General features: G+C 63.0%; 18 protein-coding genes. 13 read left to right on the top strand and 5 right to left on the bottom strand.

Annotation, left to right across the window (positions count from 1 at the left end; genetic code table 11):
* Window positions 1-133: 133 nt before the first annotated feature.
* From IP79_RS03945 to dnaE, 5 genes are all read left to right on the top strand, one after another.
* Window positions 134-1,387: a lipoprotein-releasing ABC transporter permease subunit gene (locus IP79_RS03945; protein WP_054117895.1), complete on the top strand. Its 1,254-nt coding sequence runs from the start codon at window positions 134-136 to the stop codon at window positions 1,385-1,387.
* Window positions 1,380-2,060 carry an ABC transporter ATP-binding protein gene (locus tag IP79_RS03940; protein WP_054117894.1) on the top strand — a complete coding sequence of 227 codons (681 nt, stop codon included), beginning with the start codon at window positions 1,380-1,382 and terminating at the stop codon, window positions 2,058-2,060. The genes IP79_RS03945 and IP79_RS03940 overlap by 8 nt, the downstream gene beginning before the upstream one ends.
* Window positions 2,061-2,115: 55 nt before the next feature.
* Window positions 2,116-2,403 carry a hypothetical protein gene (locus IP79_RS03935; protein ID WP_054117893.1) on the top strand — a complete coding sequence of 96 codons (288 nt, stop codon included), beginning with the start codon at window positions 2,116-2,118 and terminating at the stop codon, window positions 2,401-2,403.
* Between the two features lie 22 nt (window positions 2,404-2,425).
* On the top strand, window positions 2,426-2,905 hold the full coding sequence (locus tag IP79_RS03930; RefSeq protein ID WP_054117892.1) for a glutathione peroxidase: 480 nt from the start codon (window positions 2,426-2,428) through the stop codon (window positions 2,903-2,905).
* Window positions 2,906-3,078: 173 nt separating this feature from the next.
* Window positions 3,079-6,591 (top strand): DNA polymerase III subunit alpha, encoded by a 3,513-nt coding sequence (gene dnaE / locus IP79_RS03925; RefSeq protein WP_054117891.1) that lies wholly within the window; start codon window positions 3,079-3,081, stop codon window positions 6,589-6,591.
* A gap of 79 nt (window positions 6,592-6,670) precedes the next feature.
* On the opposite strand, the gene IP79_RS03920 is transcribed toward dnaE, so the two are convergent.
* Window positions 6,671-7,795, bottom strand: coding sequence for an OmpA family protein (locus IP79_RS03920; protein ID WP_054117890.1), 1,125 nt, complete (start codon window positions 7,793-7,795; stop codon window positions 6,671-6,673).
* 271 nt (window positions 7,796-8,066) lie between these two features.
* Between IP79_RS03920 and IP79_RS03915 the strand changes: the two genes are divergently transcribed.
* The 3 genes from IP79_RS03915 to IP79_RS03905 are packed head-to-tail and all read left to right on the top strand — an operon-like array spanning window position 8,067 to window position 10,598.
* Entirely contained in the window at window positions 8,067-9,650 is a 1,584-nt protein-coding gene (locus tag IP79_RS03915; RefSeq protein WP_197273726.1) for a long-chain fatty acid--CoA ligase, read from the top strand.
* On the top strand, window positions 9,643-10,170 hold the full coding sequence (locus IP79_RS03910; protein ID WP_054117888.1) for a GNAT family N-acetyltransferase: 528 nt from the start codon (window positions 9,643-9,645) through the stop codon (window positions 10,168-10,170). Before IP79_RS03915 ends, IP79_RS03910 begins: the two co-directional genes overlap by 8 nt.
* Complete coding sequence (locus IP79_RS03905) at window positions 10,167-10,598, top strand: DUF1330 domain-containing protein (protein ID WP_054117887.1); 432 nt, start codon at window positions 10,167-10,169, stop codon at window positions 10,596-10,598. Before IP79_RS03910 ends, IP79_RS03905 begins: the two co-directional genes overlap by 4 nt.
* Window positions 10,599-10,746: 148 nt before the next feature.
* Here the strand turns inward: IP79_RS03905 and IP79_RS03900 are convergent, their stop codons facing one another.
* The 4 genes from IP79_RS03900 to IP79_RS03885 all read right to left on the bottom strand — a co-directional run bounded on the left by IP79_RS03900 (window position 10,747) and on the right by IP79_RS03885 (window position 15,003).
* Window positions 10,747-11,832, bottom strand: coding sequence for a PA0069 family radical SAM protein (locus IP79_RS03900; RefSeq protein WP_054117886.1), 1,086 nt, complete (start codon window positions 11,830-11,832; stop codon window positions 10,747-10,749).
* Between the two features lie 83 nt (window positions 11,833-11,915).
* A complete protein-coding gene (moaB, locus tag IP79_RS03895; protein WP_054117885.1) occupies window positions 11,916-12,446 on the bottom strand; it encodes a molybdenum cofactor biosynthesis protein B in 531 nt (176 codons plus the stop codon).
* On the bottom strand, window positions 12,446-14,218 hold the full coding sequence (locus IP79_RS03890) for a lytic transglycosylase domain-containing protein (protein ID WP_233994073.1): 1,773 nt from the start codon (window positions 14,216-14,218) through the stop codon (window positions 12,446-12,448). Before IP79_RS03890 ends, moaB begins: the two co-directional genes overlap by 1 nt.
* Entirely contained in the window at window positions 14,200-15,003 is an 804-nt protein-coding gene (locus IP79_RS03885) for a uracil-DNA glycosylase family protein (protein WP_054117884.1), read from the bottom strand. The genes IP79_RS03890 and IP79_RS03885 overlap by 19 nt, the downstream gene beginning before the upstream one ends.
* A gap of 114 nt (window positions 15,004-15,117) precedes the next feature.
* Between IP79_RS03885 and IP79_RS03880 the strand changes: the two genes are divergently transcribed.
* The 5 genes from IP79_RS03880 (at window position 15,118) to ilvD (ending at window position 20,512) form a co-directional block, all read left to right on the top strand.
* A complete protein-coding gene (locus IP79_RS03880; protein WP_054118032.1) occupies window positions 15,118-16,767 on the top strand; it encodes an electron transfer flavoprotein-ubiquinone oxidoreductase in 1,650 nt (549 codons plus the stop codon).
* Window positions 16,768-16,834: 67 nt separating this feature from the next.
* Window positions 16,835-17,083 carry a hypothetical protein gene (locus IP79_RS03875; protein WP_054117883.1) on the top strand — a complete coding sequence of 83 codons (249 nt, stop codon included), beginning with the start codon at window positions 16,835-16,837 and terminating at the stop codon, window positions 17,081-17,083.
* 39 nt (window positions 17,084-17,122) lie between these two features.
* Window positions 17,123-17,920, top strand: a complete 798-nt coding sequence (locus tag IP79_RS03870) for a 4-(cytidine 5'-diphospho)-2-C-methyl-D-erythritol kinase (RefSeq protein WP_054118031.1) — start codon at window positions 17,123-17,125, stop codon at window positions 17,918-17,920.
* A gap of 111 nt (window positions 17,921-18,031) precedes the next feature.
* A complete protein-coding gene (locus tag IP79_RS03865; protein WP_054117882.1) occupies window positions 18,032-18,748 on the top strand; it encodes an N-formylglutamate amidohydrolase in 717 nt (238 codons plus the stop codon).
* A gap of 42 nt (window positions 18,749-18,790) precedes the next feature.
* A complete protein-coding gene (gene ilvD, locus IP79_RS03860; protein ID WP_054117881.1) occupies window positions 18,791-20,512 on the top strand; it encodes a dihydroxy-acid dehydratase in 1,722 nt (573 codons plus the stop codon).
* The last annotated feature ends 6 nt before the right edge of the window (window positions 20,513-20,518 follow it).

Here is a 20,518-nt window from a genome sequence, read left to right as displayed (position 1 = left end):
AATTACAAGGGAAAGCACGCCTGCGATGCCCGCCTTTTTGCTGACAGGTGTGTGACTGCCCGCCTGTAGCTTGCGGCTTGTGCGCGGGCGCACTACAGCCAGCGTTCACATTACAGGCAGCACTGACCTTCCCATGCTCTCTCCCTTCGAATGGATGATCGCCAAACGCTACCTCTGGCCCGGCAGGGGGGAGGCGTTCATTGCGCTGGTGGCCGGCATTTCTGTCGGCGTAGTCATGCTCTCGGTCGCCATGCTGGTGATTGTGATGAGCGTGATGAACGGTTTCCGCGCGGAATTGCTCGACAAGATCGTCGGGCTGAACGGCCATGCCATCGTGCAGGCCTATGGCGGCAGGCTGGACAATTGGGAAAGCGTGCTCGCCAATGTCGAAAAGACGCCCGGCGTGGTCGATGCATCGCCGCTGATCGAACAGCCCTTGCTGACGAGCTTCGGTGGCCGGGTCGAAGCGGTTTTTGTGCGCGGACAGACCGACGAAGCGATCACTGATCTGGGCGAAAAGGTGATCCTTGGCGATATTCGCAGCCTTTACCAGCCATCCGAGCAGGGTGCTGCCGGACGGGTGGCGATAGGATCGCGACTGGCGCAGAACATCGGCGCGCGGGTGGGCGATACCATCACGATCATCAATCCGCAGGGCCGTGCCACTCCCTTCGGCACGTCGATCCGCCAGATCGGTTATGAAGTGGGCGCGATCTTCGAAGTGGGCATCTATGATTACGACCAGAAGTTCGTCGTGCTGCCGATCAAGAATGCGCAGACCCTGCTGCTGATGGGCGATACCATCGGGATGATCGAAGTGACTGTGGATGATCCCGACAAGGTTGGCGAAATCCTCAAACCCGTGGCTGAACAACTGACCGGCAAGGCCATCATCTCGGATTGGAAGACGATCAACTCTGCCCTGTTCGAAGCCTTGCAGGTGGAACGCGTGGCGATGTTCTTTGCCTTGAGTTTCATGGTGCTGGTGGCCGCATTCAACATCCTGTCCAGCCTCGTGATGCTGGTGCGCGCCAAGACCCGCGATATCGCGATCATGCGCACCATGGGCGCGACACGGCGCAGCCTGCTCAAGATTTTCGTGACGACTGGCACCACTGTGGGTGCGATCGGGACGATGGCGGGGCTGCTGCTCGGCGCGATAGTGTTGTTCTTCCGCGAACCGATTGTCGACTTCATCGCTTTCTCCACGGGTCAGGAGATATGGGATCCCGAAGTGCGGTTCCTCAGCACCCTGCCATCGCGCACCGATCCGTGGGAAGTTGCCGGGATCGTGGCGCTGGCGCTGACGATGAGCTTCCTTGCAACGCTTTATCCGGCCCTCAAGGCTGCCAATACCGATCCGGTGCAGGTGCTGCGTTATGAATAGTGGTGCTCCTATCGTCAGCCTCAAAGGGCTGAAGCGCGCCTTCGAACAGGGCGGTCAGCGCATCGATGTGCTGCGCGGCGTCGATCTTGATATCATGCCGGGCGAAGTCGTGGCGCTGCTCGGCCCGTCGGGTTCTGGCAAATCGACCTTGCTGCAAGCGGTCGGCCTGCTGGAAGGCGGGTTCGAAGGATCGATCAGCGTGGCGGGTGAACGCGCTGAAACCCTCGCCAGCGATCAGCGCACCCGCCTGCGGCGTGACCATCTGGGGTTCGTTTACCAGTTCCACCACCTGCTGCCCGATTTCAACGCGCGCGAGAATGTGGTGATGCCGCAGATGATCCTTGGCCGTCCCCGCGCCGAATGCGAGGAGCGCGCTGATAGCCTGCTGACCAATCTGGGTCTCGGCGCGCGGCTCACGCACCGGCCCAGCCAGCTTTCGGGCGGCGAACAGCAGCGCGTCGCGGTTGCCCGCGCACTCGCCAACCGGCCCACGCTGGTGCTGGCGGACGAGCCGACCGGTAATCTCGACGAAGCCACCGCCGACAATGTGTTGGCCGAATTTCTCGCGCTGGTGCGGGGCGAAGGCAGCGCGGCGCTGGTGGCGACCCATAATGAGCGGCTGGCGGGACGAATGGACCGTGTGGTGCGGCTGAAGGACGGGGTGCTGATCTAGCGGTTCCTCCCCCCAGGCCCCATATTCAGGGGGTTAGAACAAGGAGAAATCGATCATGGCCGACCATCCCAGCACGTCCGGCGGCGAGACGCTTAAAACCGGCGAGACCGCATGGAGCGATCGCGCTGCACTTCACGCGAAAGACAGCGGCGGCGGTGTGTTGCACGGCGGTAAGGCGCTGGGCCGCGGCACATTCGCCGAGATGATCCGCCATATTGCCATGCTGCCGGAAGAAGAACGCGCCGGCTACGTGATCGAAAAGGCCGGCGACCGCCAATATTCCGCCGATGAGGCGATGGCGCTTGCCTCCCACCCCGATTTTCCCGCACAAGGCGAGGCCTAGACACCATTCCTGCGGGGGCCGAATGACCACCATTGCCGATTTCACCGTCACCACCAATCGCGGTGAACCGCTCGACCTGTCGCATAAACTGGGCACCGTGCTGCTGGTGGTCAACACCGCCAGCAAGTGCGGCTTCACCCCGCAATATGACGGGCTGGAAAAGCTGTTCCAGCAATACAAGGATCGCGGGTTCGAGGTGCTGGGTTTTCCCTGCAACCAGTTCGGCGGGCAGGAACCGGGCAATGCCGATGAGATCGCCGAATTCTGCAAGGTCAATTTCGGCGTCACCTTTCCGCTGATGGCCAAGGTGGACGTCAACGGCGCTGGTGCTTCGCCGCTGTATGACTGGATGAAAACCTCGGCCAAGGGGCTGATGGGATCGACCTCGATCAAGTGGAACTTCACCAAGTTCCTGATTGGCCGCGATGGCAAGGTGGTGAAGCGTTACGGCCCGACAGATGCGCCAGACAGGATCGCCAAGGATATCGAAGCGCTTCTGTAGTTCGACCTTCGTCATTGCGAGGAGCGGAGCGATGCGGCAATCCATGACCTGCCTTTTCCGTTCAGCGGCACCCCGAGGCCATGGATTGCTTCGCTCCGCTCGCAATGACGAGTTGCGGGAAAAACAGCCGCCCGCGCTTGGCGAATCTCCCACCCGAAAGCATAGTGTCGCCCATGCCCTTTGCTCCCTTCGTCCCCCTGCGTGTGCTTTCGTCATTCTCGATGCTCGAAGGGGCGATCGATCCCAAGGATATTGCCAAGCTGGCGAAGGAACGCGGCTATCCCGCCATCGCCATCTGTGACCGCAACGGGCTCTACGGGGTCATGCCGTTTGCGGCTGCCTGTAAAGCCGAAGGGGTCCAGCCGATCATCGGCGCACTGCTGGGCGTGGTGCGCGAGAGCGTTGAAGGATCCGCCGGGGCGGTTATCGATTACCTCGCCTTGCTGGCGCAGGACGAAGCTGGATATGGCAACCTGTGCCATCTGGTATCGCAAGCCCACCTTGATCGCCCGCTGGAGCGTGAACCGCACGTCACGCTTGCCGAACTGGAAGGCCGCACCGACGGATTGATCGCGCTGACCGGCGCGGGCGAGGGCGGGTTGACCCGCCTGCTGGCCGAAGGACAACACGATGCCGCCACACGCCTGGCAGAGCGGCTGGCGGCGCTGTTCCCGCAGCGCCTTTATATCGAGATCGCACGGCACGGCGATCCGGTGTGCGAGCGGGCGGAGGAGGCGCTGATTGATCTCGCCTATGCCCGCGACCTGCCGCTGGTCGCCACCAACCCTGCCAATTTCGCCGAACCGCATATGCACAAGGCGCATGATGCGATGCTGTGCATTGCCAATTCGACTCAGATCGAGGCGGAGGAACGCCCCCGCTCCAACCCGCAGGCCTTCGTCAAATCCGCCAGCATGATGGATGAAGCCTTCGCCGATCTTCCCGAGGCGATGGCCAATACTTTGGTGATCGCGCAGCGCTGCGCCTTTGCGCCGCCCTATCGCAAGCCGATCCTGCCCAGCCTAGCGGGCGACCTTGCGGGCGAGGCGCGGATGCTGGCGGAGGATTCGCGCGCCGGGCTGGCAGAGCGACTGGCCGCCTATCCCGATCTTTCGGATGAACAGCGCAAGGTCTATTTCGACCGCCTCGAATTCGAGATCGACGTGATCGTGGGGATGGGCTTTCCCGGCTACTTCCTGATCGTTGCCGACTTCATCAAATGGGCCAAGGAACAGGGGATTCCGGTGGGGCCGGGGCGCGGTTCGGGCGCGGGCTCGGCGGTGGCGTGGGCGCTGACCATCACCGATCTCGATCCGATCCAGTTGGGCCTGCTGTTCGAACGCTTCCTCAACCCCGAACGCGTTTCGATGCCGGACTTCGACATCGACTTTTGCGAAACGCGGCGCGGCGAAGTGATCCGTTACGTGCAGGCCAAATATGGCACCGATCACGTTGCGCAGATCATCACCTTCGGCAAGCTAAAGGCGCGCGCCGTGCTGCGCGATTGCGGACGGATTTTGCAGATGAGCTATGGTCAGGTTGACCGGCTGTGCAAGATGATCCCCAATCATCCGACCGACCCTTGGCCGCTGCCGCGCGCGCTGAACGGGGCGGCGGATTTCAAGCGCGAGTATGACAATGACAAGGACGTTAAGCGCCTTGTCGACCTGGCGATGCAGCTGGAAGGCCTGCCGCGCAATTCATCGACCCACGCGGCGGGCGTGGTGATCGGTGACCGGCCGCTGGCGCAGCTGGTGCCGCTGTACCGCGATCCGCGTTCGGATATGCCGGTGACGCAGTTCGACATGAAATATGTCGAAAGTTCAGGGCTGGTGAAGTTCGACTTTCTCGGGCTGAAAACACTATCGGTGCTGCGCAAGGCGACCGACCTGCTTGAAGAACGCGGCATCACGATCGATCTTGGCGCGCTGCCGCTGGATGACGCGCAGGTCTATCACCTGATGCAGACCGGCAATACCGTCGGCGTGTTCCAGCTGGAATCCGAAGGGATGCGGCGGACGCTGAAGGCGGTAAAGCCCACCAATTTCGGCGACATCATCGCGCTCGTCTCGCTCTATCGCCCCGGCCCGATGGACAACATCCCGCTGTTCGGCCAGCGCAAGGCAGGCGTGGTGCCGATTGAATATCCGCACCAGAAGCTGGAAGGCATCCTGTCCGAAACCTACGGCATTTTCGTCTATCAGGAACAGGTGATGCAGGCCGCCCAGGTGCTGGCTGGCTATTCGCTTGGCGATGCAGACTTGCTGCGCCGCGCAATGGGCAAGAAGGTGCAGGCCGAAATGGACGCCCAGCGCGGCCGCTTCGTGGAAGGCTGCAAGGCAAATTCGGGGATCGAGCCAAAGCGCGCCAATGAACTGTTCGATTTGATCGACAAATTCGCAGGCTACGGCTTCAACAAATCGCACGCCGCCGCTTACGCTCTGCTGGCCTATCAGACCGCGTGGCTGAAGGCGCATTACCCCGAAGAATTCTACGCCGCTTCGATGTGCTTCGACATGCACCAGTCGGAAAAGCTCAACGTGTTTGTCGATGATGCACGGCGGTATCCCAATGGCCACGGCGGGATCGAGGTGCTGCCGCCCGACATCAACGCGAGCCACGCGCGCTTCACTGTCGAGCAGACCGATACCGGCTACGCGGTGCGATACGCGCTGGCCGGGATCCGCAATGTCGGCGAAAAGGCGATGGAGGCGATCGTTGCCGAACGGCAGGCGAGCGGCGCCTTTGCCAGCATCAAGGATCTTTTCGAGCGGTTGCCGCAAGGCACGATGAACCGCCGCCAGCTGGAAGGGTTGATCTGTGCGGGCGCGTTCGACGGGCTCGAACCGGATCGCGGGCTTCTGTATGCCAATGCCGATATGCTGATGGCGGTGGCAGATGCTGCGATGCGCGAAAGATCGAGCGGGCAGGTCGGGCTGTTCGGCGGTGAGGCTGCCGCGCCGGAAGACCTGCGGTTGCAGGCGGCACCTGCGTGGAGCCGGTCTGACCGCATGACGAAGGAACGCGAAAACTTCGGCTTCTATTTCTCGGCCCATCCGGTGCAGCAATATCGCGATGCGGCGTCGGCCAATGGCGCGCGCACCTATCAAAGCCTGATGGAAGGCGGCGCGCCTGCGGGAGGGCGCAGCACTGCGGTGATGGCGGTGCTGGTGGAAGGAATCACCAAGGCCCGCACGCGCAAAGGCGGAACCTTTGTCCGGGCGGATTTCTCCGATTCTTCGGGTCAATTTTCGGCTGCTTGTTTCGAAGAAGCGCTGGTGCCCGATTTCGAACGCTGGGCGCAGTCAGGCGAGTGTCTGTTGCTGACGGTCGAGCTCGACTCGCCAAGCCCGGATGAACCCCCGCGCCTGACTGTGCGCGGCGCGCGTCCGCTGGCGGCGGTGAGCGGCGCGACTGCGATGCAGTTGACTGCCGAGATCGCCAGTGTCGCAGCTTTGCTAGAGCTGCGGATCGAACTTGATGCGGCGCTGGGCGAGCGGCCTGCAGGCAGCGGCGAGGTGCAGGTGCGGCTGACGCTGGCCGGTGGCGGTCAGGTCACAATGGTGCTGGGCCGTGCTTTCGTGCTTCATGGTGAACTGGCAGAGCGCCTTGCGGCGATCGAAGGCATCAGCAATGTGGCGCTGGTGCCGCTCAAAAAGCGATCGAACCTGCGGCTCGTCGCTTAACACTCGAGACAAAAAGGCCGGGCAGAAAAAAGGGGCCGGATCGCTCCGGCCCCTCTGCTTGTTCCGTTGGAACGTAACCTTACATGCCCGAACCCGGACCGTAGGTGACTTCCACGCGGCGGTTCTGCGCTTCGCGCACACCGTCGGCGGTCGGCACGCGGGGCTGCGATTCCCCGAAAGCTTCACCGCTGATCTGGCCCGAGGGCACACCGCGACCGGTCATGTAGCTGCGCACGGCATCATTACGACGCTGGGCGAGTGCCATGTTGTAGCTTGCGCTGCCCGAGGTGTCGGTGTGACCAGCCAGCATCACACGCGCGCTGCCGCAGTTGGCATAGGCGGTGACGGCATTGTTGAGGATGGTCGACGCCTCGGCCGAGATGTCCGAGCGATCGAAGTCGAAGAACACGATGTACGGGCCGGTGTTGCAGGCCGGAGCCGGCGGCGGCGGCGGCGGGGCCGGCGGCGGCGGCGGGGGAGCAGTTACCGGCGGCGGCGGCGGCGGGGCTGCAACCGGAGCAGGCTCGCTGCGGCCACCGAAGTTCACGAGGATGCTGCCCAGAACCGAGTGCGATTCCAGTCCAAGCTCCAGCGGATTGTTGCCGAACCCGTTAAGCTTGAGATCGTCGACGCGGAAGTAACGATACTTCACGCCAAGATCGATGTTGTCGTTCACCGGGAAGCGCATACCGGCGATGCCCTGGTAAGCGAATGCGGTATCGCTGTCGTCGATGAACGTGCCGGCGCCCGGAACGCTCAATTCGAAGTTGACGCGGGCAAGGCCCGCACCGCCGCCTGCGTAGAACTGCAGACCATCATCGCTGCCGATGTCGATCAGCGCGTTGACCATGCCGGTGTAGGTCTTCTGCGTGCTGTCAGGCCCGGTGCGCAGACCGACCGGAAGACCGGCGGTGTTGGGGCCGTCGATGAAAAGGGTGTCGTGGTCCTGGTTCTTGTAACCGGCTTCGGCTTCGAGACGGAAGGCGCCGAAATCGTAACCGATAACCACGTCACCTTCCCAGCCGGTGCCGGTGTTGATGCGGGCTTCGTTGCGCGATGCGGCAGCAGGGTCGGCCTGGACGTCAACCTGGTCTTCGAACACGATACCGCCATTGATGCCGAGGTAAGGTTGTCCGTCACGTGCCTGCGCGGGCACAGCGACGATCGCCGCTGCGCCAGCCAGTAGCAAAGCTGTGTTTTTCATTCTTTTACTTCCTTGCAATGAACTACCCGCTGCCCCCTCAACCGGGGGGCGCCACATCTGTGACGCCGGCTGTCGCTCAGCGGTCAGGGGGGTAGCTTCGCAGAACAGGAAATGTTTCATCGCGTTCGGTCGAAGTGTTGTTTTAGTCCGACGAGCCGATTGCCAATCGGCTTTCCGGCGGGCATCAACACAGGGCACTCATCGGCGACATCAGATGGGATCAACTTCACACGGAGAGAGAGCGGATATGGCCGGATCAAGGCTCGGAGCAATGCAGGAATGGACCATGCGGGTGACCGCGGTGATCGATCACGCCGCGCGCGAGGCGCCGGAGCGCGAAATCGTCAGCCGATGGGCTGATGGCAGCATCACCCGCACCAATTGGGCAGGCATCCGCCGCGATGCGCTGAAGATGGCGCAGGCGCTGCAGGCACTCGGCCTGAAGCCGGGTGACAAAGTGGCGAGCCTCGCCATGAACCATTCGCGCCACCTCGTCAGCTGGTACGGCGTGGCAGGCATGGGCGGGGTACTGCACACGGTGAACCCGCGCCTGTTCGATGATCAGCTCGAATATATCGTCAATCACGCCGAAGACCGCGTGCTGTGCTATGATGCGGCGTTCCAGCCGATTGTCGATAGGATGAAAAGCCGCTGGACGACGGTCGAGCACTACATCTGCTACGATTCCGGAGAGCATACAGCCTCTTTCGAAGACTGGATCGGCGCGCAGGACGGCGATTTCGAATGGGTGACGGGGTCGGAAACCGATCCCTGCATGATCTGTTACACCAGCGGCACCACTGGCAATCCCAAGGGTGTGCAATACGAACACCGTTCGACCATGATGCACGCCATGGCGGGGCTGCAACCGTCAGCGTTCAACTTCAGCGCGGCTTCGGTGATGCTTCCCGTGGTGCCGATGTTCCACGCGGCAAGCTGGGGCCTTCCCTATGCGGGCGCGATGGCGGGGATCAAGTTCGTGTTTTCCGCCGTCAATGATCCGGCGGTGCTGCACGAACTGATGCTGAGCGAGGGCGTGACCGATTCCGCGGGTGTGCCTACGGTGTGGCTGGCGCACTTCCAGTATTGCGACGCCAATGGCCTCGACCTGCCGCCCTTGAAGGCTGCGACCATCGGCGGATCGGCCGCCCCGAAGTTCATGATCGAGCGCCTGCTCAAGAACGGCACCCGCGTGCAACACGCCTGGGGGATGACGGAAACCAGCCCTATCGGCACGGTTGGCGGGCCGACCTGGGATTGGGACAGCCTCACGCTGGAACAGAAGGTCGAAAAAACCGCAATGCAGGGCCGCCCGATTTTCGGCGTGCAGCTGCGCACGGTCGATCTCGACGACATGGCGACCGAACTGCCGCGTGACGGCAAGACCAGCGGCGCGCTGCAAATTCGCGGGCCGTGGATCATCAAGCGCTATTTCAAGGCCGATCGGGATGCCGCCAACAACGAAGGCTGGTTCGATACCGGCGATGTCGGCATCTTGCACCCCGACGGCACCTTGCAACTGACCGACCGCACCAAGGACGTGATCAAATCGGGCGGCGAATGGATCAGCTCGGTCGAGCTGGAGAACGCAGCCGCAGGCCACCCCGCCGTGGCCGAGGCCGCCTGCATCGGTATCACCCACCCCAAGTGGGACGAACGACCGGTGCTGTTCGTGGTCAGGAAAGCGGGCGCGGAAGTGAGCGCCGATGATATCATCGAGCATCTCAAGCCGCAGATCGCCAAGTGGTGGCTGCCCGATGCGGTCGAATTCGTCGATGACATCCCGCACACCGCCACCGGCAAGATCAGCAAGAAAGACCTGCGTGACCGGTTCAGCGACTACACGCTTGGCTGACCTCACTATCCGGCCTGCGCGTCCCGGCGACGCGCAGGCCGTTTGCGATATCTATGCCTTCCATGTCGCGCACGGCACCGCCACCTTTGATACTGCCGCGCCCGACGTTGCGGCGTGGGCGGAAAAGATCGCGGCTGTCACCGCGCGCGGCTGGCCGTTCCTTGTCGCCGAGCGCGACGGAACGGTGCTTGGCTATTGCTATGCCACCCAGTTCCGCGACCGCGCCGCCTATGCGCGCACCTGCGAGAACAGCATCTATGTCGCGGACACTGCGCGCGGGGGCGGGGTGGGATCGGCGTTGCTTGCGGCTCTCGTCGCCGCTGCGCAGAATTGCGGGTTCGAACAGATGATCGCGGTGATTGGCGGGGGCGAGCCCGCCTCGGTCGCGCTCCACACCAAGTGCGGGTTCGTCCATGCCGGGCGAATGCGCAATGTCGGCTTCAAGTTCGGGCGCAGGCTCGATACGGTCTATATGCAACGCGATCTTGCGGTCGCTCGCAATGACGAGAGAGAGCTATGACCTATTTCATCGATCCATCCCCGGAGAATTTCGCGGCCTTCAAGGATCTGCCGCGCGACATGCCCATCCATATGCTCAACCTGCTGCGGTATCGCGATCTGGCGGAGTATCCCGAGGGCCATGAACACGCAGGCAAAGGCTGGAGCGGGCGGCGGGCCTACGAGGAGTACGGCAAGACCAGTGGCCCGATCTTCCAGCGCGTCGGCGGCAGCATCGTTTGGCGCGGGGCGTTCGAAACGATGGTGACCGGGCCGGGGGACAAGCAATGGCACGACGGCTTCGTCGCGCAATATCCCGATGCGGGCGCGTTCTTTGCCATGATCAAGGATGCGGATTATCAAAAGGCGGTGGTGAACCGCGCCGCCGCACTGGTGGACAGCCGCCTGATGCGGTTCGCGCCGGGTGAGGCAGGCGGGGGGTTTGGGTGAACAAACGCGATGCGCTTTTGCTAATAGCCGGACTGTTGTTCGGACTAAGCGCCGGGTGGTGGTTGCAGGAGATGAACCACGTCGACTCATGCCTCGACGCTGGCGGACGTTGGCAAAGCGGCGGTAGCTACTGTGAAGGCGTGGAACCTTAGAGCAGCCGCAGCTGCCCGCCCACCTCTGGCGGCCTGAACCGTGAGCAGTCGAGTTCGAACCGCGCTTTGCCAATCCCCGTCCGCTTGCACGCCAGTTTGAATCGCGCGCGGATGAGGTCGGCCCAGACGCCTTGCGGGTTGAAGCGGCTGTGGAAGTTGGGGTCATTGTCCCGCCCGCCCCGCATCTCGCGCACGATGCTCATCACTTTGCCTGCGCGGTCGGGGTAGTGGACGGCGAGCCATTCGCGGAACAGGGGCGCGACTTCGTGGGGGAGGCGCAGGGGGATCCAGTTCACGCTTTGCACCCCCAGCCGTGCGACCTCGGCGATGATGCCTTCGATAAATTCGTCGGTGATCGCGGGGATAATCGGCGATACCGAGCAATGCACCGGCACGCCGAGTTCCACCAGCTTGCCGAGCGCCGCCAGCCGCTTGGCGGGCGCAGCGCAGCGTGGTTCGAGCTTGCCAGACAGTTCCGGATCGAGGGTCGTCACCGAGATCGATACCGCGACCAGCTTCTCGCGTGCCAATGCCTCCAGAACACCGGCCTCGTCGAGCACCCGGTCGGACTTGGTGGTAATGGTGACGGGGTGCCGCGTCTCAAGACACAGTTCGAGCACCTGGCGCGTGATCCGGTAATCCCGCTCGATCGGCTGATAGGGATCGGTGTTGGTGCCCATCGCGATGGGTTTCGGGCGGTATCCGCGCTTTGCCAGCGTCTTGCGGAGCAGATCGGCTGCATCGGGCTTGGCAAACAGCTTCGTCTCGAAATCGAGCCCCGGTGACAGGTCGTGATAGGCGTGGGTGGGCCGCGCAAAACAATAGACGCACCCATGCTCGCACCCGCGATAGGCGTTGATCGAGCGATCGAACGGCACATCGGGTGACTGGTTAAAGGTGAGGATCGATTTGGGCCGTTCCTCGGTCACCGTGGTGCGCAGTTTGACGGGTGGGCCGTCGAGCGTCTGCACATGGTCGCGCCAGTCACCATCGATTTCGCGTGTCGCCAGCCCGAAGCGGGTGGGGACTACTCCCGATTGCGCACCGCGCCCTTTGACCGGAGAATGTTTCACGTGGAACATTTAAGGAACAAAGCTGCGCCGCGCAAGGCTACAGCAAGCAGGGGTCTAAACGGGGTCTGGCCGCCGGTCGTCGCGGGCTTACGTCACACCTCGCGCAAACGCGGCATCAGTTCCACGAAGTTGCAGGGCCGGTTGCGGCTGTCGATCTGCTCGGCCAGAATCCCGTCCCAGCCGTCCTTCACCGCGCCGTTCGAGCCGGGGAGCGCAAAGATATAGGTGCCGCGGGCCACAACCGCGCAGGCGCGCGATTGCACGGTGCTGGTGCCAATGCTCTTGTAGCTGAGCCAGCGGAACAGCTCGCCAAATCCGGGGATGTCGCGCGCGCCTTCGATCTGGCCGAGGGCTTCTGGCGTCACATCGCGGCCCGTCAGTCCCGTGCCGCCGGTGCTGACAATCGCATCAATGGCGGGATCATCAATCCACGCCTCGAACTGCGCGGCCAACAGTGCGGCGTCATCCTTCACGATCGTCCGCGCTGCCAGATTGTGGCCCGCGCCCGTCACCCGCTCGGCCAGTATATCGCCGGAAGTGTCATCATCAGCCGTGCGGGTGTCCGATACGGTCAACACCGCGATATTGATCGGCTTGAAGGTGCGGCTTTCGTCGATCGCCATTATGGCTCCAGCCTTGCGGAACGCACGGTGCCCGCCTGCGGAAATTCCGGCCAGCGGCCTTGTGCCAACGCGCGGCGGCTGGGCGATTGGACGCCCGCAGCGCGTTCATACATCCAGTAATTGCGCATCACGATGGCAACATAGCCGCGCGTTTCCCAATAGGGGATCGATTCCATCCACAGCAGCGGATCGCCCTGATCGTTGATCTCGTAATTCCAGCGCCCGATTGGTGTAAGCCCGGCGTTATAGGCGGCCATGATCTTGGGCAGCACGCCGCCGGTCGCAGGATGATCGCGCAGCATCGCCAGATGGCGCTGGCCGTAGGCAAGGTTGACCTGCGGGTCGTTCAAATCCTCGTAAGAGGCACCAAGGCTGAGGCGACCTGAGTGATCGCGCGCGGTGCCGGGCATGATCTGCATCAGCCCGCGCGCATTGGCGGGGCTGACAGCATTGGCGCGGAAGTTCGATTCCTGCAGCGCGTGGGCGAAGGCCAGCGCCGGATCGACCTGCCAGCCGCCAACCGGCTGCCAATGCGCCACAGGGAAACGCAAACTGGGATCGCTGCTGGAGCCGTAAGGGGCATTATGCGCCATCCACAGCTGGGTGGACGGCAGCCCGAGTTCGCGTGCCAGCCGGGCGAGTGCCCCATATTGGCTGGCAGGGCCGATCTTCGCTTCATGGCGCAAAACTTCATCCGCCAGGCCGGGACGTCCGATCTCGGTCAAGGCCACCGCCACACGCACGTTGCCGCGCCGGGCAAGCTGGTTCCAGTCGTCCGGCCCGAAGGCCTGCGGCGGAGCGTGGGCGGGCAGTTCGACGCCCAATTGATCGGCAGCGAGCATGCCGTAGAGCGTCTCGTGCATCTGCGCCGCAGCGGAAAGATGCTGCTGCGCCTGTCCCGGCTCGCGGCAACGGACCAGCGACCGGTGCGCCCAGTAATGCCCGGCAGCCGCCAGTTCGGGATTGGATGCCCGCCCGGCAGTTCGCGCAAAAGCTTCTGCCGACAGCGAGCAATAACCCAGCCGCCATGCGGCCAGACCTTCGGTCCACGCGCCTTCGGCGACCCATTCGCCGGTGCCCTCGGATGCGGTGCGCGCCAGTTCCAATGCGGCGGCATCGTTGTTTTCGATATAGTGGCTCCACGCGACCCGCTGGCGCCATTCGGCGCGGGCGTCGCTGGAAAGCTGCCAGTCCACTTCTGAAAGGAGCCGCTGGGCTTCGAGCGGGTTATCTGACTTGATCGCTTCAAGGATCATCGTTGCAGTAGAAGACGGCATCGTACCGTCGTTCACATTGCGCGGCAGAATACGCTTGGGCGCATAGGGCTGGCGGGCAAAGCCCTGTTCGGTCGGCAGGGAGGGCAACGAGGTAACACCGCGCTTTGCGCCCATGCGCACCAGCTGATCGGCCTGCGGCAGTTCGGTGCCGTCGGTAAACCACCCGGCAATCTGTTCGGGTGAAACCTTGGGGCTGTTGGCGTGGGTGTAGTATTCGGCGCGGGCTGCCTGTGTCAGCACACCATCGGGACGCCGGGCGAGCAGTTCTTCGACCATCGGCCATTGCTGCGCGTCGATTGCGGTGAACAGCTGGCGGTAATGTTCGCGATCCTCACGGCCCAGCACTGCGGCAATGGCCGCATCACTGCGCGCCTCGCCGCGCCAATCGGCGACCAGACTGCCCGATTGCGCCTGTGCGCCGGCAGGAAACGCCAGCCCAGCCAGCGCGATTGCCAAAAGGCTTGTGCGCGGGCGCATCATTGTGAGGCCGACCATTCCATCCATCTCCGCCAGAACCGGGCTTTGAGCCGGGGCATTTCCATCAACGATTCGAGCGTTTCGCTTACCATCACCGGAACCTTGCCACCGGCATGGTTGATTTCACGTAAAGGCTGCCCCGCATTTTCTGACAGCATCGCTTCAAGCGCTGTGCCAAGCACCAGCAGACGCTGCGGCGCGACCAGGCCGATGTGATGCGCCAGCACGGCATCCATTCCGCCGGCCGCCAGCAGTGCCAGATCGGCCAACGGCGTGTGGCACGGCAAGGCCGATGCGATGTAAACCGCGCCAGCATCCAACCCCATGGCGCTCAGCATATTGGCGAGCAGGCGGCCCTGCGGCCCTTCCAGCAGCTTTTCGCGATCATGTTCTTCCGGTTGCGGCACCAGCACCATCAGCGTGGCACCCTCCGGCCCGGCAGGAGCAATCCGAGGATAAAGCCTCCCGCTATCCAACGCGGGTGCTTCCAGCCACCATTGGCGGAAGGCGGCGAGATCAGTCGGCGGCGAATCGCCCAGCAGGTCGCGGCGCGGCGTGACCGCCGCTGGCAGAGCGATCTCGGCGAATTTGCGCGGTGCCGGATTTTCTCCGCCCATCGCTGCGGCGGGGGCGTTCCCTGGCCTTCCCGCCGTTGACTTTCCGGGAATTGCGGGCGTGTCGAGCGCCGCATCGGCCAACCACGCCGTAGCGTCATCGGCAAAGTCGCAGTCCACCCCAGCCGCGCGCCACCAGGCGAGCGCCGCCTCAAAATCACGGGCAAGAGAGGGGGCTGCGGTGGTCATGCTGATAAAGCGAGGTCTTGACGGGGCGAATCCCAGTTAGCAAGTGCAAGGGGAGAGCAATTCGCCGGAATGTGCGGCGAGCGCGCCAAAACTATCAAGGATCAGGAAAGCCCGATGGTCGAACGTGAATCAATGCCCTGCGATGTCGTGATTGTCGGCGGCGGTCCGGCTGGCCTCGCGGCGGCAATCAAGCTCAAGCAGATCAATGCCGAACTCGAGGTCATCGTGCTCGAAAAGGGTTCGGAAATCGGCGCCCATATCCTGTCGGGCGCGGTGGTCGATCCCAAGGCTCTGGACGAGTTGCTGCCCGAATGGCGCGACCAGGGGTGCCCGATGGCGGAAACCCCGGTGACCGATAACTGGCACTGGGTGCTGTCGAAAAACGGCAAAACCTCGATGCCTCACGTCTTTATGCCGCCACTGATGAGCAATTCGGGCTGCTACACCGGATCGCTGGGCAACATGACCCGCTGGCTGGCCGAACAGGCCGAGGCGCTGGGTGTCATGGTGTTCCCCGGCTTCCCCGCCGCCGACGTGATGATCGACGATGAAGGCCGCGTTGCAGGCGTGATCACGCAGGACATGGGCGTCGCCGCTGATGGCAGCCACAAGGGCGATTACACGCCCGGCATGGAAATCCACGCCAAATACACCGTGCTGGCCGAAGGCGCGCGCGGCAACCTGACCAAGCGTATGAAGGCGAAGTTCGACCTTGAGGCGAATTGCCAGCCGCAGGTTTATGGCCTTGGCATCAAGGAATTGTGGGACATCGATCCCAAAAAGCACAAGCCGGGCCGGGTGATCCACACGCAGGGCTGGCCTCTGTCGGAAAGCGAGAGCTGGGGCGGGGGCTTCCTCTACCATCAGGCGAACGGGCAGGTGGCCTTGGGCTTCGTGACGGCGCTTGATTACAAGAACCCGTGGGTTTCGCCCTATCAGGAATTCCAGCGCTGGAAGAACCACCCGGCGATCCGCGAATATCTCGAAGGCGGCAAGCGCGTCAGCTATGGTGCGCGCGCGATCAACGAGGGCGGCTGGCAGTCTGTCCCGAAACTGGCGTTCCCCGGCGGCGCACTGATCGGCTGCGCGGCGGGCTTCGTCAATGTGCCGCGCATCAAGGGCAGCCATACCGCGATGAAGAGCGGGATGCTGGCGGCAGAATCCATCGCTGGGGCAATCGCTGCGGGCCATGAAAAGACCGAGCTGATGGATTACGATGCTGCGGTGCGCTCCAGCTGGATCGCGGCCGAGCTCAAGGTCGTCCAGAACGCCGAGCCTGCGGTCGCCAAGTTCGGCGGCGAAATCGGCACGGTGCTGGCAGGCATCGACATGTGGATGAGGACGCTCAAGATCGGCCTCCCCATCAGTATGAAGCACCACCGCGATTACGAAATGACCGGCCGGGCCGATCTCTACAAGAAGATCGACTACCCCAAGCCCGATGGCGTGATCACCTTCGATAAGCTGACCAACGTCGCCTACAGCTACACCAACCATGCCGAGGACCAGCCCTGCCACCTGCAGGTCGCCGATCTGCAATTGCAGAAGGAGAGTGAGCTTGCCGTCTATGGCGGGCCGTCGGCGCGATATTGCCCGGCGGGGGTCTACGAATGGCTGGTCGACGAAAAGACCGGCGAGCCCAAGTTCCAGATCAACTCGCAGAACTGTGTCCACTGCAAGACCTGCGACATCAAGGATCCCAACCAGAACATCAACTGGGTGACGCCGGAAGGCGGCGGCGGGCCGAACTATCCGAATATGTGAGGCTGCTGCGCGAGAAGGCTCTGATCGCATCTCGTGCACCGAAACTGGATCCGGGGAGTATCGCCTAATGGCTCAGGATAAGCAGGTCTCAAAGCGTAAGGGACTGCCGGTTTTCGACAGGGCCGTGCGCACGACCTCGTTGATTTTCGCGACTCTGTTTTTCGGTGTTTGGGGAATGTACGCGAACATGGAGCCATATCAGCAGGAACGGGTGCGGAGTGCCGCAGTGGTTCATCTTGCTGCGATGGCTCCCGAGGGGGCGCTGGAACCGTATCAGGAAGAGCGGATTAGCCGTGCGCTCGCTTCAGATGAGTAAGAAGCTGACTTGACGCTCGAAGCTGAGGGGACGTTCGATTTGCGCGAAACCGCCTACGCCAAGATCAACCTCGCGCTGCATGTCCGCAGGCGCAGGGAGGACGGGTATCACGAGCTTGAGACCCTGTTCGCCTTCGTCGATGCGGGCGATGTGCTGACGGCGGAGCCGGCCGCGCAGGACAGCGTCACCACGCTGGGCGAATTTGCGGGCGGGCTGGACAATCCTTTCGACAACCTTGTGGCCAAGGCACTGACCGCGCTGCCGCGCCCGGAGGGTCTTGCGATAACGCTGGAGAAAAACCTCCCTGTCGCGGCTGGTCTCGGCGGCGGGTCGGCGGATGCGGGGGCGGTGTTCCGGATCGTCGAGGCATTGCACGGCCTGCCCGAAGATTGGCAAGCGAGGGCGGCAAAGCTTGGCGCGGATGTGCCCGCCTGCGTCCTCAGCCGCACCCACATCGGCCTCGGCACCGGCACCGAGCAACGCGAAGTCGAAGACGACCTCGCCGGAACCCCTGTCCTGTTGGTCAACCCTCGTGTGCCGCTCAGCACTGGCCCGGTCTTCAAGGCTTGGGATGGTGAAGACAGGGGCGCAGTGCCCGAAGGCCCGGCATCAAGGATCGCAAGGGAAGGGCGCAACGACCTCGAAGCCCCCGCCATTTCGTTGTGCCCAGTGATCGCCAAGGTGCTGGAGGCTCTGCAAGCCACTTCGCCGTGGCTCGCCCGCATGTCAGGTTCCGGCGCGACCTGCTTTGCGCTCTACGACACGCCCGAGGCCCGCGATGCAGCGGCGGTAGCGATGCCGGGAGAGTGGTGGATCATGGCAGGGCGGCTGCGTTAACTGCCAAAAAACTCCGTTCGCCCAGAGCTTGTCGAAGGGCCGTATTTTTTGGATCAAGCTCAGAAGAAGAACAGTGCTTCGACAAGCTCAGCACGAACGGGGTTAGGGATCGTGAACGAATCTTACCGCCAGCTTGGCACCGCCACCAAAGGCGGCATCGTCTGCACCGCCGATCATGCCTCGAACCATGTGCCCGCCGATATCAGCCTCGGCATACCCGCACACTTGCTGCACGAACACATCGCAGTCGACATCGGCACCGAAGCGATTGCTGAACGCCTCGCCCGCGATCACGCCATTCCCGCCTACATCGCCGCCGTCAGCCGCCTGGTGTGTGATTTCAATCGCGAAGAAAGCGCCCCCGGCCTCGTCCCCGAGGCGAGCGACGGTCACCCGATCCCCGGCAATATCGGCGTGGAAAGGGAAGGGCGGCTTACCCGCTTCCACCGGCCCTATCACACCGTATTGTCCGATTGGCTGGCGGCGGCAGAGCCCGCGCTGATCCTCTCGCTCCACAGCTTCACCCCGCGCCTTGCCTCACGCGAGGAGGCGCGTCCGTGGCAGGTCGGCGTGCTGTACAATCAGGATGACCGCGCCGCCCGGATCGCCATTCCCATGTTTGAAGCCGAGGGGCTGAATGTCGGCGACAACCTCCCCTATTCGGGCCGCGATTTAAATTACACCATGAACCGCCATGCGGAAGGTGCAGGACGCCCCTATCTCGGCGTCGAACTGCGGCAAGACCTCACGCAAAACCCCGAAGATCACACCCGCTGGGCGGCATTGCTTGCCAATATTGCGCAAAGGGTTGCGTCAGCGCTCGCCTGAAGGCAGGGGACGTTTCACAAAATCCCCGCTACAGGAAATCTTATGTCGTCCAAGTTTGACAAATCGAAGCTTCCCAGCCGCCACGTTTCGGTCGGGCCGGAGCGCGCTCCGCACCGTTCATACTACTATGCGATGGGCATGACCGAGGAAGAAATCGCCGCGCCTTTCGTCGGTGTGATCAGCGCCGGGAACGATAGCGCGCCGTGCAACACCACCTTGAACGCGCAGGCCGATATCTGCCGCGAAGGCGTCATCGCAGGCGGGGGCACCCCGCGGCGGTTCAACACCATCACCGTTACCGATGGCATCGCTATGGGCCATCAGGGGATGAAAAGTTCGCTCATCAGCCGCGAGATCATTGCGGATTCGGTCGAAGTTTCGGTCAGAGGTCATTGTTATGACGCGCTTGTCGGCTTTGCTGGCTGCGACAAGAGCCTGCCCGGCATGATGATGGCGATGCTTCGGCTGAATGTGCCCTCGATCTTCGTCTATGGCGGTTCGATCCTGCCCGGCACGCACCGCGGCAATGATGTGACCGTGGTGGATGTGTTCGAGGCCGTGGGCCAGTTCGCCGCCGGGAATTGCCCGCTGACCGAACTGATCGCGCTCGAAAAGGTCGCCTGCCCCGGACACGGCGCCTGCGGGGGCCAGTTTACCGCCAACACCATGGCCTGCGTTGGCGAGGCGATTGGATTGTCCTTACCAAACAGCAACATGGCGCCCGCGCCTTACAGATCGCGTGATGACATCGCTGTCGCGGCGGGCAAGCAGGTGATGGAACTCGTCGCCCGCAACTTGCGCCCCCGTGACATCTGCACCCGCGCCGCGTTCGAGAACGCCGCCCGCGTTGTGGCGGCTACCGGCGGATCGACCAACGCCGCGCTGCATCTGCCCGCCATGGCGAGCGAGGCAGGGATCGACTTTGATCTTTTCGATGTTGCCGAGATATTCAAATCAACGCCTTACATTGCAGATCTGAAGCCCGGCGGTCGGTATGTCGCCAAGGATATGCACGAGGCGGGCGGGGTCTACATGGCGATGAAAACATTGCTGGATGGCGGGTTCATCGACCCGAACCCGATCACTGTCACCGGCAAGACCATCGGCGAAAACCTTGAGGAAATTACCTGGAACCCTGATCAGAAGGTGTTCTACGATGTGAAGTCCCCGCTCACCCCTACCGGCGGTGTTGTCGGCCTCAAGGGCAGCCTCGCGCCTGATGGCGCGATCGTGAAGGTTGCCGGGATGGCGCGGCTCCAGTTCTCCGGCCCTGCAAGGGTGTTCGATTGCGAAGAAGATGCCTTTGCCGCTGTCGAAAGTCGCGACATTGCGGAGGGCTGCGTGATCGTGATCCGTTATGAAGGGCCCAAGGGCGGCCCCGGGATGCGCGAGATGCTGTCGACCACCGCCGCGCTCTACGGGCAAGGCATGGGCGAAAAGGTTGCGCTGATCACCGACGGACGTTTTTCCGGCGCGACGCGCGGCTTCTGCATCGGGCACGTTGGCCCGGAAGCTGCCGAAGGCGGGCCGATTGCGCTGATCAAGGATGGCGACATCATCAGCATCGATGCCGAAGCGGGCACGATTGAACTCGACGTCGCCGAAGATGTCCTGACAGAGCGTCGCAAGGCATGGCAGCCGCGCAGCCACGATTATCAGGCTGGCGCGCTCTGGCGCTATGCTCAGAATGTCGGCCCGGCGCGGTTCGGTGCGCTAACCCATCCGGGCGCGAAGGCGGAAACCCATGTTTTTGCGGATATCTAGCGCGCT

Origin of the sequence: Porphyrobacter sp. AAP60 (assembly GCF_001296025.1) — a bacterium.
Lineage (GTDB): Bacteria > Pseudomonadota > Alphaproteobacteria > Sphingomonadales > Sphingomonadaceae > Erythrobacter.
The sequence above is the reverse complement of the archived record's forward strand: the minus strand, read 5'-3'. Positions and strand labels throughout refer to the sequence as shown.